Raw genomic sequence first — 14,043 nt, forward strand, 5'->3', positions numbered from 1 at the left:
CCTTTGTAGTTTGTTCACTCTTTTTATATCACTCCCGAAGCGATTCCGTCAAGACTTGCGGGAAAAAGATTTCTTTAAACGGATATCCTCGCCGTATAACTGGCAGATGGTATAGTTCTCAATAATTCTGGAAAAAATCCGTTCCGTATAGCGGTCTTTCAAATTACGCATTGATAAATTTGTCGAAATAAGTGTTGATTTACCGCTGAGCTGCCGTTCATTCAGGCAGTGGAACAGCTGGGAAGTAATGAAGGCATTGTTAAGCTCTGTCCCCAGATCATCAATGACCAGCAGGTCACAGTGAAAAATAAGCTGGTAGGACATAGGGAGATTATCCTTGTGCTTTTGATATGCCTGGGAAGTCAGAATATCAAAAAGCTGAAAAGCGGTTACATAGACACAGGTATATCCCTTATCCATGATCTCTTTAGCAATACAATGGCTTAAAAATGTCTTCCCGGTGCCTGTGGAACCGTGCAGCAGCAGGTTTTCCCTGGAAGGAAAATGACCGATAAAATCACGGCATTTTTTCAGCACGGCATGGATATTCTGTCTCGGAGAAGGCCGTCCGTCCTCCAGTAGTTTATCAGAATAATATTGATCATTGAAACGGAGAAAATTCTCTTTTTCAAGGATATGCTGCATATTGGAATCAGAATAAATCAGGCGGATCACAGCCTGATGGAAACAATGGCACTTTTCGGTGCCGATATATCCGGTATCTTTACAGTCGGGACAAGTATAAACAGGGTCCAGATAATCCTCAGGATATCCATGATCTAAAAGAAGCCGGCGCTTTTGGTCAGCCAGCTTCTGATTCTTTTGCCTGCAAATGTCCATAGAGTTATGATCTTCAGATGCGATCAGCTGTTTTCCCAGGAGAACAGCGTTGTGGGCCATCTCCCGGTCCAGCTCCCTCATCTGAGGAATCTGTGCATAGACCTGACGCCTGCGCTCTCTGGAGAGATTGTAGCTGCTGAGCCGGTTCGCCTCGTACATCCTCATGATTTCCTGATATTGTTCATTGGTCAGGGACATCTCAGTCCTCCTTTACAGGGTGTATCTGCTTTTCAAAAAGCTGTTTTTCCAGCTCGTCATAGTCATAGTCACGTTCTTCAAAATTATGGAACTGGTTGTTCGGCTGTGGGGCTGCGGATTTGGATACAGTCCCCGGGCGGCTTTCCAGTTTCTTTACATCATCCAGTGAAACTACATGGTTGTCCTTCCACTTTTTCAAAATACTGTCCGTATACTGGAATTTTGGCTGGCCGATGGAGCGGATCGTACGGTTGCATGCTTCTATGACGATGCTTAAGTCAAAGCCGTCGGTCTTGAGCCAGCGCTTCATGTATTCGATCTGTGCCGGTGCGGGCTGGTTATTCAGTCCAAAGGCATGCATGATCTGGTAATACTCTTTCTGGTAGTTCTGGCAGTGAAGCTTGGCCTCGTCTGCTGTTCGGATGCCCTCCTGATACCAGGCAATCGCTACGGACTGCATATAGCGGAAGTTTTTCTTGCCGTTGGATACACAGTAATCTACCAAGTGTTCGATCAGCTCCGGTGACATTGCAAGGTCATCGTAGAAATAAGAGAGAGTATTCAGATCATTGGCGGTGAGCGGACGTCCTATGTACATTTCTGCGATATAGATCAGATAAGAGAACTTATCATCCTTATTTTTCTGGGCCAGCTGGGACGGAGTCAGCGTCCTCAGGGCCGGAACCGCCTTAGCTTTCGCAGCCGAAGTCCCGGTCGTGGTTTCCTTTGCTGGTATTTTCGCTGGTTCCTCTTTGTCAGGCTCCATGAGATCATCCGCATCGATCGTCAGGGCCGTGGAAACGGGGAGCAGTTTGATGGAACGGATCTCTCCTCCATCCATGACCAGGTCCAGGAGATTTTCCTTTTTCCAGTACTTCAGAGCGCGGCAGATATCACGCTCCGTAAGTTCCAGCAAATCTGCCAGGTAAGGTATATTGAACTTCTGGCCGTTAGAAACCATGCGCAGAAGGTAAATATAAACCTTCACATATTCTCCGTTGGCTTTAATCATGTAGTAGTCTACGAAGGCATTCGGTAATAAAGTTCCCCCGGTCGGGTATGTTGTCGTTACGTTAATACTGCTCATAAATCCATCTCCCTAACTTTAGTCAATACGTCTCTTTCTTTAATCTAAAAGAACTATAACGCAGACCGAATAAATTGTAAATAGCAGCTCTTTTCACAGAATAATCCACAGAACAATTGTGGAAACTGTGGATAAAGTGGATAAGTAAACGGAATCCGCAGAAAGACAAGCCTCACTCAAAAAATTTTGATGTGGAAAAAATAAAGAAAAATCCACAGGGAAAGTTATACACAATTGTGTATAACCCTGTGGATAACGTGGATAACTATTTCTTAACTAACTCATTGCCGATAGAATCAACATTTCCGGCCCCCATAGTTATCAACAAATCATTTTTTTTGCATTTTTTTAAAATAAATTCTTCTATCTCATCAAAATCCTTGATATATCGAACATCAGTACCGGTTTTTTCGATTTTATCTGCTAAATCTCTGGCGTGGACCATGCCGGTGTCTTTTTCCCGGGCAGCATAGATATCGGTGATGATCACATGATCGCATTGGCTGAGAGCCTCGGCGAACTCATCTAAAAAGGCATTTGTCCTCGTATAGGTATGCGGCTGGAAGACACACCACAGATCTTTGTGGGGATAATTTTTGCAGGCATTCAATGTTGCTTTGATCTCCGTAGGGTGGTGGGCATAGTCATCAATGACCGTAAAGCCCTGGCAGGTCCCCTTATATTCAAATCTCCGCTTGGCGCCGGAGAAGGTCAGGAGTCCGGCTTTTACAGTATCTATGGAGAGCCCGAGGAAATCAGCAACGGCTGCAGCAGACAGCGCATTATTAATATTATGCAGGCCGTTTACGTTTAATGACAAGGAATCTACAAAAGTTCCTTCTTTGTACAGGTCAAAATGTCCATGGCCCATAGAGTCATAGGAAATATTTTTAGCCGTATAAGTAAAGTCATCGTTATCAATGCCGTAGGTTACATACTTGGCTTTGAGTCCTTCTACGATATAGGAAATGTCATCAATCTCCCCATTCAGGACGAGCAGGCCGTCTTCCGGAAGCTTGTGAGCAAACTTTTTGAAGGAGTCACGGATCTCATCAATATCATGGAAAAAGTCCATATGGTCTTCTTCTATATTTAGAATAATGCTGATCTTCGGAAAAAATTCGAGAAAGCTGTTTGTATACTCACAGGCCTCTGTCACGAAGACATTGGAATGGCCGACACGGATGTTGCCGTCAATAATGTCCAGAATACCCCCCACAGTGATGGTTGGATCTGTCTCTCCGGCCAGCAGGATGTGTGAGAGCATAGAAGTCGTGGTTGTTTTGCCGTGGGTTCCGGATACTGCCACTGCATTTTTATAATTGTGCATCATTTGTCCGAGAAGAGTCGCACGCTTCATAAGGGGAATGCCTTTTTGCAGTGCGGCTTTGTATTCTTCATTTTCCGGATGGATGGCCGCAGTATATACGACCAGATCAATATTATCCGTGATATTTTCAGCGACTTGTCCTAAAAAGACCTTGGCGCCTAAAGAATTCAATTTTTCGGTTATATCGGAGGAACGGATGTCAGAGCCGGAAACAGTAAATCCTTCTTTGAGAAGGATCTCGGCAAGACCGCTCATACTGATACCGCCGATCCCCATAAAATGAATGTGAATTGGTTTCTTGAAATCTATCTGATACATAGGAATTCCTAACCTTTCTCTGATTTTAAATAAAGTGTTTTTTCTATTATAGTGCACAAAAAAATAAGTTGCAAGGAAGGAAATGAGAAACAGGGGTTTCCGGTAAAAAAGGTGTACAGAATGATGGAAATATTGTCGGATTTTGTACTGCTAAATAGTAAAATACAATAATATCAGCGAAAATATATAATAATATTTGTTCACATTTTACGAAAGAGGTGCTATAATAAACATTATCTAAGATAGTATGTACGATGTTGATCCCTGCACAAGCATCAGGACTGGCTTCCGATTTGTATTTTGGAAGGCGGCAGGTGCTTTGTTTTAGAGTATAGATGTATACAGTGGGAGTCATAGTATGAGCAAAATGTGTTGAGAGTGGGGATATTTTGCGGCGTTGAAAAGGGAAGGTGATAGAGCAAAAACGGCCGCACAACAGATCATTAGCTAAAGTTTTGAAAACTAGGAGGAAGACAACATGCAAATTACAGATGTACGTATCAGACAAGTAGCAAAAGAAGGGAAAATGAAAGCAGTCGTTTCTATTACGATCGATAATGAATTTGTAGTACATGATATCAAAGTCATCGAAGGAGAAAAGGGCCTGTTCATTGCAATGCCAAGCCGCAAAGCTGCCGATGGGGAATACCGTGACATTGCCCATCCGATCAATTCGGCAACGAGAAACACTATCCAGACCATGATCCTGGAACAGTATGAGGCCATGAGACTTGGAGACATAGATGCAAGTCAGCCGGAAGAAGGAGCAGAGTAAACACTTAATTCTAAATACTATGATTGTCCATAAGTAACAGGAACGGGAGATCCGCCGTTCGCTGATCAGTAGATTAAGACAGCATATAACATGACTTTCGGAGTCATGCCATATGCTGTCTTTTTGCCTTTCAGATGATTTTCTGTTATGCTGTAAAAAAATCAGAAGCGGGTTAATTATGGATCATACATCAAGAGAAAATGCATTTAAAAAGTTATATGAAGTAAGTTATGAAGAGATGCTCAAATTTATGAAGGGGTTTTTTTATTGGGACTGGGAGGAGGCCTATGATGTCCTTCAGGAAGTATATCTGACGGCATATGAAAAAATAGACAGTCTTTCAGAACATGAAAATCCTGTTGGATGGCTGAAACAGACAGCAAAATACAAAATATATCATGTGTTTGAGAAGAAAAATAGAATAGGAGAGATACTGACAGACGAAAATATAATGTCATTAAACCAAAAGTTCGAGGACGATTATAGCGGCCTGCTGGAAACGGATATTAAAAACGTACTCTCAGAAGACGAATTTCGTCTTTTTTATGATTTCTACATGAAAGGATTTACTATCAATGAGCTTGCGAGATTCAGGGACAGTACAGATCAGGCGGTGAAATCAAAACTTGCAAGAATACGAAAAAAAGTAAGGAAACAGCTGTTTATGCTTATTATGTTTGGCTGAATGAAGTCAACTTAAACGACACCTTCGCGTGGTTTTTGGGGATATAGATATGTAACCTTAAAATTCATGTGAAAGGAGCCGAAATGAGAAGGAAGGCATTTGAACAGTTACTAGAGAAAGCGGTTGGGAAATTTGTAGAGGAAATCCACCCGGAAGATATAGAAGAGGAAAAATTATCTGAGGATGTAAAAGAAAAAATAAGGACAAAAATTACAGATGTTAATAAGACGCATAAATAATCCGTAAAAATCGTCGGTTCTTGGTTATGATTCACATATATATAATTATCTGTTACAATGAATAGAAAATCCAAAACATATAGAACAGGTACAAAGGATGAGAGATTTTATAATCAAGAGATGGGCTTTTGAATGGATTACAGAATTTTTTAAATCCGAATCGGATCAAGAGAAATTACGGCATATAGAACATATATTAGAATGTATGGAGCCCTTAAAAGATGAAGGTAAGCTTGATAAGGAAGTATTCTACTGCGGATATATAGAAAGAAGAAGCTTATTAAAAATCAGAAGAAGGAAGAGGTACTGCTCGATTGCAGCAAAGGCAGCGGTATTTTTTCTTGTATTTATGCTTTCAGCACAGGTCATATGTTATGCGATAACAGGGAAGTCTATTTTTCGTTATATTGATCAAAAAAATGAAAAGACAACAGAAGTACAGATTGAAATAAATGATCCTTCAGGAGAATCGCCTGTTGAATGGTTGATAGAGACGATAAAAGGCTTTGTTGCACGAAATATAACTAAAGATAATGGAGCAAAATCAGGAACTAATTTTCGGGTATCTACCTGGGAAGAAGTAAAGAATAATTATAAGCGGGATGTAATGTATCCAAGATATATACCTCGCGGATGGAGGCTGCAAAATATCCTTGTTAATGTTCTTGACAAGAAAGTCATAGGTATTATAGCGTCTTACAGCAGAGGAGAGGCCGTACTGTATTACTCTTATTATGATCACAGCGGAACAACAGACGGTTCTGAAAAGATTCTTTTTGGAGAGGAAAAAACAAAAGTGAAAGTACTTAAAGTTGCTGGAGGTGAATTCAGTTTTTATAAGGGAGAAAGAACTTTATCAGTACTGGGACATGTGAATCAATTTGAAATGAATATTGAAGGAATGGTCAGTATATATGAAGCTGAGAAAATTGCTAAATATATAAAATAGAAATGGGACAAAGCACTTTGGCTTTGTCCTGTTTTTTTGTTTTATCGCGGTAAAAGAGCATTAACAACAGATTGTAAAAACTTCGCCGGCCATTTTTTATGAGAGAGAGAATGAGATCCAGCGAATTAATCACAATCTGTTGTTAATGCCCTCTATTACAGCAACTGAAATAATATGGAAATAGTGAAATATATTCGCAAGTTTCGTTAAAAAGTGCAGAAAGACCAATGATATCATGAATTCATTGGTCTCTCTGCTTGCTGAAACTCAGATACTTGTAAACCTAAGCTGTCAACAAGAGGGGTAAATTCAACCATTAAAGCAGTTTTCCGTACCCGCTTAACCAATTTTTAGAATGGTTTGTGATTTGGATGGTTTTCCTTTCTTTAATATTATAATAGTTAATATGTTTTTAGGAATAATGATTGAAAAAATACCCCTCTACTATAGAAACTGTTTTTAGAGCAAAAAGGTGAATATTTTTTTGAAATAAGAGATAAAATAATTTCAGACTGTAGACAATCGACCTCCTTTTGGAGGCGGTTGTCTATTTTTAGTTTTACCTGTGCTTTCCAGATGGTATAATAGAATCATCAGGAAAGGCAGGTTTTCTTTATGATGGGGAAAAAGATAACGCAGAAAGAACACAAATGGAAATAGCAAGTCTGGAAGATCTCGTACCCAGAAACCATCTGGTGCGGAAGCTGGACGAAGCAATCGATATGAGTTTCATTTATGAGGAAGTCAAAGATTTATACAGCGATTTTGGACGGGAGAGCATCGATCCAGTGGTATTGATCAAGATCGCCATGATCCAATATATTTTCGGAATTCCCTCCATGCGTAAAACAATCCGTGAGATCGAAGTGAATTTCGCTTACAGGTGGTATCTGGGCTATGGAATGCATGAGGAGATTCCTCATTTCTCTACCTTTGGTAAAAACTATCCCAGGTGTTTCAAAGATACCGATCTGTTTGAAAAAATCTTTGCCAAGATACTTTCCGAAGTTGCCGCCAATGGTTTTCTGGACACAGAAAGCCTCTTCATTGACGGCACTCACATCAAAGCCAGCGCGAACCCGCATAAATATCGAAACGAGGTCATCCGTAAAGAAGCACGCAGCTATGAAAAAGAACTACAGGAAGAGATCGAAAGGGATCGTCAGGAACACGGAAAGAAGCCGCTGAAAAAAAGGAAAAAGAACCGGAAATGATGACGCAGAAGGTCAGTACCACCGATCCTGACAGCGGCTATTTCCATAAAGGGGAGCATAAGCAGGTCTTTGCTTATGCTGCCAATACCTGTTGTGACAGGAATCATTATGTTTTGGATTTTGAAGTAACAGCAGGGAATGCGCATGACAGTGTATCATTCTGGCCTTTATACAGACGTTAAAAGCAGAACTGGAAATATGGCGTGTATTACGTGATGGATGCGGGATATAAGATACCAGCGATCGCCCGGCAGTTGATAAAAGACGGAAAAATTCCAGTCATGCCATACAAAAGACCTATGAGCAAAGCCGGTTATTTCAAGAAATATGATTATGTATATGATGAATTCTTTGACTGTTATTTGTGTCCGAATCACCGAGTGCTTCATTACACCACAACAAACCGTGAAGGCTATCGAGAGTATAAAAGTGACTGGCTTGTTTGCCAAAACTGTCCATACCGGGACCGCTGCACAAACAGTAAGGATGACGTAAAGGTAATTACGCGTCATGTGTGAGAAAACTACATGGAGCAGGTCGAAGATATCCGTCATACAACCGGGATGAAAGAAAGATATAAACAGCGAAAAGAAACCATAGAGCGGGTCTTTGCAGATGCAAAGGAAAAACATGGGATGAGATATACCCAGTACAGAGGTCTGGCTAAAATCAAGATGGAGCTGAACCTCTTGTTTGGCTGCATGAATCTAAAGAAACTGGCAATCTGGAAATGGCGGATCAAATGGGGAGCAAAATACCGCTCTTCTTCATTACAATTTTCCTTTTCCAGTGCAAAATCAGAATTTGAAAAGTGGAAATGGATTAAAAAACGGTTCGCAAACATGACATCGCGAACCGTTTTGTCTACAGTCTGAAAATAATTTATCTATAATAATAGTAAGGATTTTTTATTATTTATTATTGTTAGCGTTTTTTTACATTACTGTAGCATGTGTCTTGATCTAAAAGTTTTCCGTTTTTAGATTTATATAAATAAATATTATTTTTTACGCGGTATTTATAACCTTTTGAAACATAATATTTCCAAGAATAACCAGTTAAACCTTTGCCAGTATGTGTACCTGTAGTAATAGTACTCCATTTATTGTTTTTGAACCGCTGAAGTTGCATTTTTATTTTTACATAATTAGAATCATTAGAAATAAGAACTCTTGTATTCATTTGTGCAAAGCCAAGAGAATTAAATTTTAAGCCTGAATTTACTTGCAGCAATATACTAACTTTATTTTGTGTAAATGAATTTAATGGTATAAATGAGCCTATTGTATTATTTACTGTATCTGGACTAGAAGTGAGAGATGTAGGTTTCATTGATGCAGATATTGGTGTAACACCAATTAATAAGATCATTGCAAAAATTAAAATAATGTTTTTTAATAATTTCATAAATCCTCCTTTTATCCTTACTACTTAAAAAACAGTAAGAAAAATAAAAAGGTGATTAATGATTTTAAATATTAAATGTTTTATATATATGAAATAAGATAATTAGAATAAAGAAAAAATTTTTGAATTTCTTTTTTTTGTAAAGTATTACAAAAAGCTTGATAAGGGAATTTTTCCTATTAAAAAAGCTTTTATAGAGGTGTTGGCGGACATATAAAATAGACAAAAATAAAAACTGCACACAATTTGTGCGCAGTTTTACATTATAATAGTATTGGATCATTTAATTCTTTTGATGTTTTCTCCGATTTTTATCATTTTCTCGTTGTCTAGAGTGGAGAAAATTGTATAAATAACCTTGCCCCTTGACCATACAAGTTGATTATACTCACTTTCTATATAAAAATACTTGGTGTCAGTTGTCTTTATTGTTTTATAGTTTTGGTCTTCTATATATTTATAAACATTGATTGAAGGATCAATAATTATATCAATTAATATTGAATCATCACCGTTTTTGTATTGATAAGAGAGATTCGTAGTTGATTGATCAACAACTTTTTTTTCTAAAACGTATCCATCAGGCATATAGTTAAATACAAAGTCTACTTCTTGGGTGTTACTAGGTGCTTCAGTTATTTTAAGTTCAGTTTTGTCTTTCTTATTTTGTGTCTTAAAAATAAAATTAATAACTGGCTCCCTAAAAGCCTCAACACTCATCAAAGTTACAGAAGCCATAGTAAGCAGCATCACAAATACAGCAGCAATCCGTTGGGCAGTGATAAACCTGCGTTTTCTGTTTGCCCTTTTCCTTGCCGAGGAAAACATGTTGTCAATTTTTTGATTTAATTGATCCGATAGTTCCTCTTCCGGGATATTATCAGGGGAGATTTCGTCGGTCCAGCTGCTTGTACCATACTCGATGATATGGTCAAACAATTCTTCATTTTTGTCTTTTTTATCGTTTGTACTCATAACTCAATCCCTCCTTCTCAAACAGAGCACGTAAGGAACTGCGGGCTAGACTGCAACGTTTCTTTGCAGTCAGTTCCGAAATTTGTAATAGCGTCGCTATTTCCAGAAAGCTGAATCCATAGTAATAGTACAGGACAAGAACTGTCTGCTGATTCGTAGGCAGCTTGCCAATCTTATCTACCATTACATTTAAGTCAATATATTCCATGTAATAATCATTTGGATCAATCAGGAATTCTGAATCTTCGCCGTCCTCGTAAGTCAGTTCTTCGTGATTATTTCTGCTCTCAACCTTGATCATGTCATACGCTGTGTTACGTACTATGACATATAAAAACGTAAAGGCCTTATCATCGGGCAATTCTAAAATCTTTTCAGAGTACAGCAACGCTTTCTCGAAAACATTTTGAAGTACATCTTCAGCCAACGTATCATTATGAATATATTGTTTTGCTACATATTTCAGCTTAGGCGCATACTTGTTGTAGAGCAGTTCAATATAATCAACAGCGCTCTTGGTAGGAGGTTTATTCTTCCGCCGTATCATTTTCATTCTCTCCCTTTTCCCCCGTTTATGGTTTCTCTCTATATCTCTCATTATAGATAGACTTTGCGGTGTTGTAAAGCTTGTACAAAAAAAGCCTATAGAAATATTCTAAAGGCTTTGGTCTTCTTCGATAACCTGGACCTCCAAGAAATCAAAGTCGATATCTTCAATAAAACTGTCGTGATAAAATCTTGTTTTATCGTGGGTCATAAATTCTTTTTTATTGGCCTCCAGCCAGAGAGGTTTCGGCAGATCAAACTCATAACAAATGTCTTCAAGAGCCTTATATACCTTTCGGGTACGGTTCAGACCGGCATTTTCCACGCTGATTACAGTGTCTTTCAGCAGCCGGTTGCTTTTCATTAGTTTTCCCCACATACGGAACATTGGTTTTACCTGCTTTCTATTTGAAATATATTAAGTATAATAGAAGATAAATATAAAACAGTCAATATTGTAGTGAGAGAGAAAATGATTTAAAATGACGTTAAAGAAGAATATTGAGGAGAAGATCGAATGAAGATTTTAAAAAGGTTCTTTATTGACGGATTGTCCGGGATGGCACAGGGGTTGTTTGCTACCCTGATCATCGGGACGATTCTGGAACAAGTTGGACTGCTGATAGGCGGAAATATCGGACAAGTCCTGGCGGTTGGTGCGGCAGCGGCGAAAGTGATGACCGGGGCCGGGATTGGTGTGGGAGTTGCCTCACGTTTTCAGGAATCGGTTCTGGTAACCGTTTCATCGGCATGTGCAGGAATGATCGGAGCTTACGCATCAAAAATCATGGCGGGAACCCTGATTGTCAAAGGGGCTGTCGTCCTATCCGGACCCGGGGAACCTCTGGGGGCTTTCTTGGCTGCGTATGTAGGAATTGAACTGGGACGCCTGATCTCAGGAAGGACACAGCTGGATATCCTGCTTACACCGCTTATGACCATTTTATCCGGAGGTGCCGTAGGTCTGTTTCTCGGTCCATGGATCAGTCAGCTGATGGCACGGCTGGGTGACCTTATCCGGTGGGGTACGGAGCAGCAGCCGTTTTTGATGGGAATTGTAGTATCAGTTCTGATGGGGATGGCACTCACTCTGCCGATCAGTTCGGCCGCGCTCGGAGTGATATTAAATCTCTCAGGGATTGCCGCAGGAGCTGCTGCAGTTGGATGCAGCGCTCAGATGATAGGATTTGCTGTGGCGAGTTTCAGAGAGAACAGAATAGGAGGCTTGATCGCCCAGGGAATCGGCACATCTATGCTTCAGGTTCCAAACATCGTCAGAAAACCGCTGATCTGGATTCCGCCGATCCTTACCAGTGCCGTGTTGGGACCTGTTTCTACTATAATATTGAAGATGACCAATAATGCCATTGGTTCCGGAATGGGGACAGCCGGATTAGTGGGGCAGATCATGGGATATAAGACTATGGTGGCTGGCGGGGTTTCTCCGGCTGCGACCGCAGTCATGATTATTGGAATGCATATCATTGCCCCGGCATTGCTGACCTATTTTATATCAGAAGGTATGCGGCGGATGGGCATCATAAAACAGGGAGACATGAAACTGAATATGTGACAGCTTTAAGTCGTAGCGGCATGTTTCGCAAAATACCGGACAGAATCCTCTACCCCGCATGCAATATAAGAGGACAGTTCCATGACCGTGTGAAGCCTTGTGGTTTGTATGGTGTTGAAGTTGGCCTCTGATGTGAAATTCACGATGCCGGTGATAGAGATATCTCCTACAGGCGGCAGTTCTTTGTCTACACCCTGTCCAGGAAACAGCGGCATGGAAGACACGGTCACATAGCCAACATGATCCGCAGAACCCAGACACGCATCAATGGCGATGACAAAAGGCTCCCTGAACGAGCGGTAAATTTCGGTCATTGTCTGCGTAAGATTTCCGGCATGCACCGGCTGTGACAGAGTCCCGAAAACTTTATAATAAGAAGATGTCATTAACTGATGGCCTACCAAAGGCCCAAGACAGTCACCGGTAGCGCGGTCTGTGCCCACACACAGGACGACTACCTGCTGGCTGTCTTTTTTCTGCATTTGAATGCGGCGGATCAAATCTGCCTGCAGCAAGGCTCCCGCTTCCCTGTCTTTGGGATTAAAATAGGATATTCGGTCTGAAATGCGCATTGCGTTCTCCAATCATTTCTTAAATATCATTTTTCGCCGTATAAGACGCTCCATATAGTTTATACATAAAATAAAAAAGTATACCGTCCCAATACGTACTTCCCACTTGGGCAAAATTATTTTCTTCAGTCGACGCCCTTTGATAAAAAAATTGAAAATACTGTGGTAAAGTCTTTGGTATTAAAGAGGAAAGGGAGGCTTTTTCGTGAGAGCAGAAAATCAGTTGCCGAAGAACATCAGACAGATCGGCGGGCCTGTGGGAACCACAAAAGTTTATATCGAAGATTTTGTAGTGACATTTTTAAAAGCATTGACGACGGACAAGAACACTTTTGTAAGAGGGGCCATATTATTTGGAGAAAAAAAGAGTATTGATAACGAGACTGTGATATTTATCAGAGGAGCTGTGGAAGGGCAGAATATAGAGCTGGATTTGGACGAGACCGTATTTGACGATAAGGTTTGGCGGGAAATCTATCAGAAGAAAGAACGTTTCTTTCCGGATCTGGAGGTGATCGGATGGGCGCTTTCCAGAATGGGATTCTCAGTGCGGCTTAACGATAAGATAAAAAAGACTCATTTTGAAAATTTTCCGGGCGACGGGAAAGTGCTGTATATGACAGATCACCTGGAAGGGGAAGATGCATTTTACGTATACCGCGGACAAGACCTGGTGAGACAGAGCGGTTATTACATATATTATGAAAAAAATCCGATGATGCAGGAATACCTCATTGAGCGAAATCAAAAATTAAAAGAAGCTGTATCTTATGAAACCATGCTGGAAGCCAAGAGAGATGAAAAGATCGTGCGGCAGTTTCGGACAATCGTCCAGGAGAAACAGAAAAGCAGCAGGACAAAGGACATGATGAAGCGGCTTTCTTCCAGCGCGGCAATGCTCCTCGTCCTGATCTTAGCCGGGGGAATGTTTTATTATTCCAGATTGGATAACAGTTCATCCTTTGGCGACGCGATTCATGGGGCGGTGGAGACCATGGGAAAAGGCGTGAAGGACAATGTTTCAATGGAGGAAGAAAACAAGGAGTCAGGCACAACCACGAAACAGCTTCCGACCAGCACCGAAAAAGCAGACGGGACAGAGGCGGGCACTACGGCAGATGAGAAAAAAACGGAAACCGGCACAACCGCAGCCACTGCGTCAACGCAGAAATCTGCACAGTCCATGGCACGCGGCCGAACTTATGTCGTCAAAAAGGGGGACAGTCTGGTATCCATTTCCCGCAGAATGTATGGAAGCAGAAAATATATGTATAAAATACTGGATGCAAACAAGATCGGGCCTAAAGAGCATATCTATCCTGGACAGAAACTAAT

14 protein-coding genes and 1 pseudogene (1 of these 15 cut by a window edge) are annotated in these 14,043 nt (G+C 40.6%); 7 read left to right on the plus strand and 8 right to left on the minus strand.

The window, feature by feature from the left end; all coding sequences use genetic code 11:
• Positions 1 to 48 precede the first annotated feature (48 nt).
• From P8F77_RS00455 to murC, 3 genes are all read right to left on the minus strand, one after another.
• Positions 49 to 1,038, minus strand: coding sequence for an ATP-binding protein (locus P8F77_RS00455; RefSeq protein ID WP_148460141.1), 990 nt, complete (start codon positions 1,036 to 1,038; stop codon positions 49 to 51).
• A gap of 1 nt (position 1,039) precedes the next feature.
• Positions 1,040 to 2,125 carry a DnaD domain protein gene (locus P8F77_RS00460; protein ID WP_148460140.1) on the minus strand — a complete coding sequence of 362 codons (1,086 nt, stop codon included), beginning with the start codon at positions 2,123 to 2,125 and terminating at the stop codon, positions 1,040 to 1,042.
• Between the two features lie 265 nt (positions 2,126 to 2,390).
• Positions 2,391 to 3,773, minus strand: coding sequence for a UDP-N-acetylmuramate--L-alanine ligase (gene murC, locus P8F77_RS00465; protein ID WP_148460139.1), 1,383 nt, complete (start codon positions 3,771 to 3,773; stop codon positions 2,391 to 2,393).
• A 478-nt stretch (positions 3,774 to 4,251) separates the two neighbouring features.
• Here murC and spoVG point away from each other — a divergent pair, with 478 nt between their 5' ends.
• The 5 genes and pseudogenes from spoVG to P8F77_RS00490 form a co-directional block, all read left to right on the plus strand.
• Positions 4,252 to 4,548 carry a septation regulator SpoVG gene (spoVG, locus tag P8F77_RS00470; protein WP_024728976.1) on the plus strand — a complete coding sequence of 99 codons (297 nt, stop codon included), beginning with the start codon at positions 4,252 to 4,254 and terminating at the stop codon, positions 4,546 to 4,548.
• A 178-nt stretch (positions 4,549 to 4,726) separates the two neighbouring features.
• Positions 4,727 to 5,233 (plus strand): sigma-70 family RNA polymerase sigma factor, encoded by a 507-nt coding sequence (locus tag P8F77_RS00475; protein ID WP_148460137.1) that lies wholly within the window; start codon positions 4,727 to 4,729, stop codon positions 5,231 to 5,233.
• Positions 5,234 to 5,316: 83 nt separating this feature from the next.
• The gene (locus tag P8F77_RS00480) at positions 5,317 to 5,472 is read left to right on the plus strand and encodes a hypothetical protein (protein ID WP_165353865.1); all 156 of its coding nucleotides are present in this window, start codon (positions 5,317 to 5,319) and stop codon (positions 5,470 to 5,472) included.
• Positions 5,473 to 5,677: 205 nt separating this feature from the next.
• Positions 5,678 to 6,421: a hypothetical protein gene (locus P8F77_RS00485; protein WP_347256225.1), complete on the plus strand. Its 744-nt coding sequence runs from the start codon at positions 5,678 to 5,680 to the stop codon at positions 6,419 to 6,421.
• Between the two features lie 650 nt (positions 6,422 to 7,071).
• A pseudogene (locus P8F77_RS00490) lies at positions 7,072 to 8,375 on the plus strand (IS1182 family transposase); the annotation flags it as partial.
• Between the two features lie 184 nt (positions 8,376 to 8,559).
• Here P8F77_RS00490 and P8F77_RS00495 read toward each other — a convergent pair.
• The 4 genes from P8F77_RS00495 to P8F77_RS00510 all read right to left on the minus strand — a co-directional run bounded on the left by P8F77_RS00495 (position 8,560) and on the right by P8F77_RS00510 (position 10,951).
• On the minus strand, positions 8,560 to 9,042 hold the full coding sequence (locus P8F77_RS00495) for a hypothetical protein (protein WP_024728973.1): 483 nt from the start codon (positions 9,040 to 9,042) through the stop codon (positions 8,560 to 8,562).
• Between the two features lie 279 nt (positions 9,043 to 9,321).
• Positions 9,322 to 10,017: a DUF4367 domain-containing protein gene (locus P8F77_RS00500; RefSeq protein ID WP_129701905.1), complete on the minus strand. Its 696-nt coding sequence runs from the start codon at positions 10,015 to 10,017 to the stop codon at positions 9,322 to 9,324.
• On the minus strand, positions 10,001 to 10,570 hold the full coding sequence (locus P8F77_RS00505; protein ID WP_051405259.1) for an RNA polymerase sigma factor: 570 nt from the start codon (positions 10,568 to 10,570) through the stop codon (positions 10,001 to 10,003). Before P8F77_RS00505 ends, P8F77_RS00500 begins: the two co-directional genes overlap by 17 nt.
• 102 nt (positions 10,571 to 10,672) lie before the next feature.
• Complete coding sequence (locus tag P8F77_RS00510) at positions 10,673 to 10,951, minus strand: hypothetical protein (RefSeq protein ID WP_024728970.1); 279 nt, start codon at positions 10,949 to 10,951, stop codon at positions 10,673 to 10,675.
• A 129-nt stretch (positions 10,952 to 11,080) separates the two neighbouring features.
• Here P8F77_RS00510 and P8F77_RS00515 point away from each other — a divergent pair, with 129 nt between their 5' ends.
• Positions 11,081 to 12,136, plus strand: coding sequence for a PTS sugar transporter subunit IIC (locus P8F77_RS00515; protein WP_129701907.1), 1,056 nt, complete (start codon positions 11,081 to 11,083; stop codon positions 12,134 to 12,136).
• Positions 12,137 to 12,141: 5 nt separating this feature from the next.
• On the opposite strand, the gene yyaC is transcribed toward P8F77_RS00515, so the two are convergent.
• Positions 12,142 to 12,708: a spore protease YyaC gene (gene yyaC / locus P8F77_RS00520; protein ID WP_024728968.1), complete on the minus strand. Its 567-nt coding sequence runs from the start codon at positions 12,706 to 12,708 to the stop codon at positions 12,142 to 12,144.
• A gap of 205 nt (positions 12,709 to 12,913) precedes the next feature.
• On the opposite strand from yyaC, the gene P8F77_RS00525 reads away from it, so the two are divergent.
• A protein-coding gene (locus P8F77_RS00525) for a LysM peptidoglycan-binding domain-containing protein (protein ID WP_129701909.1) crosses the window boundary here: on the plus strand, positions 12,914 to 14,043 show its 5' portion. The gene runs 22 nt beyond the window's last position; 1,130 of the gene's 1,152 nt are visible here — the first part of the coding sequence; the start codon lies at positions 12,914 to 12,916; its stop codon lies beyond the right edge, outside the window.

The sequence above is a fragment of the Anaerostipes sp. PC18 genome (genome assembly GCF_039789045.1).
Classification (GTDB): Bacteria; Bacillota; Clostridia; order Lachnospirales; family Lachnospiraceae; genus Anaerostipes; species Anaerostipes hominis.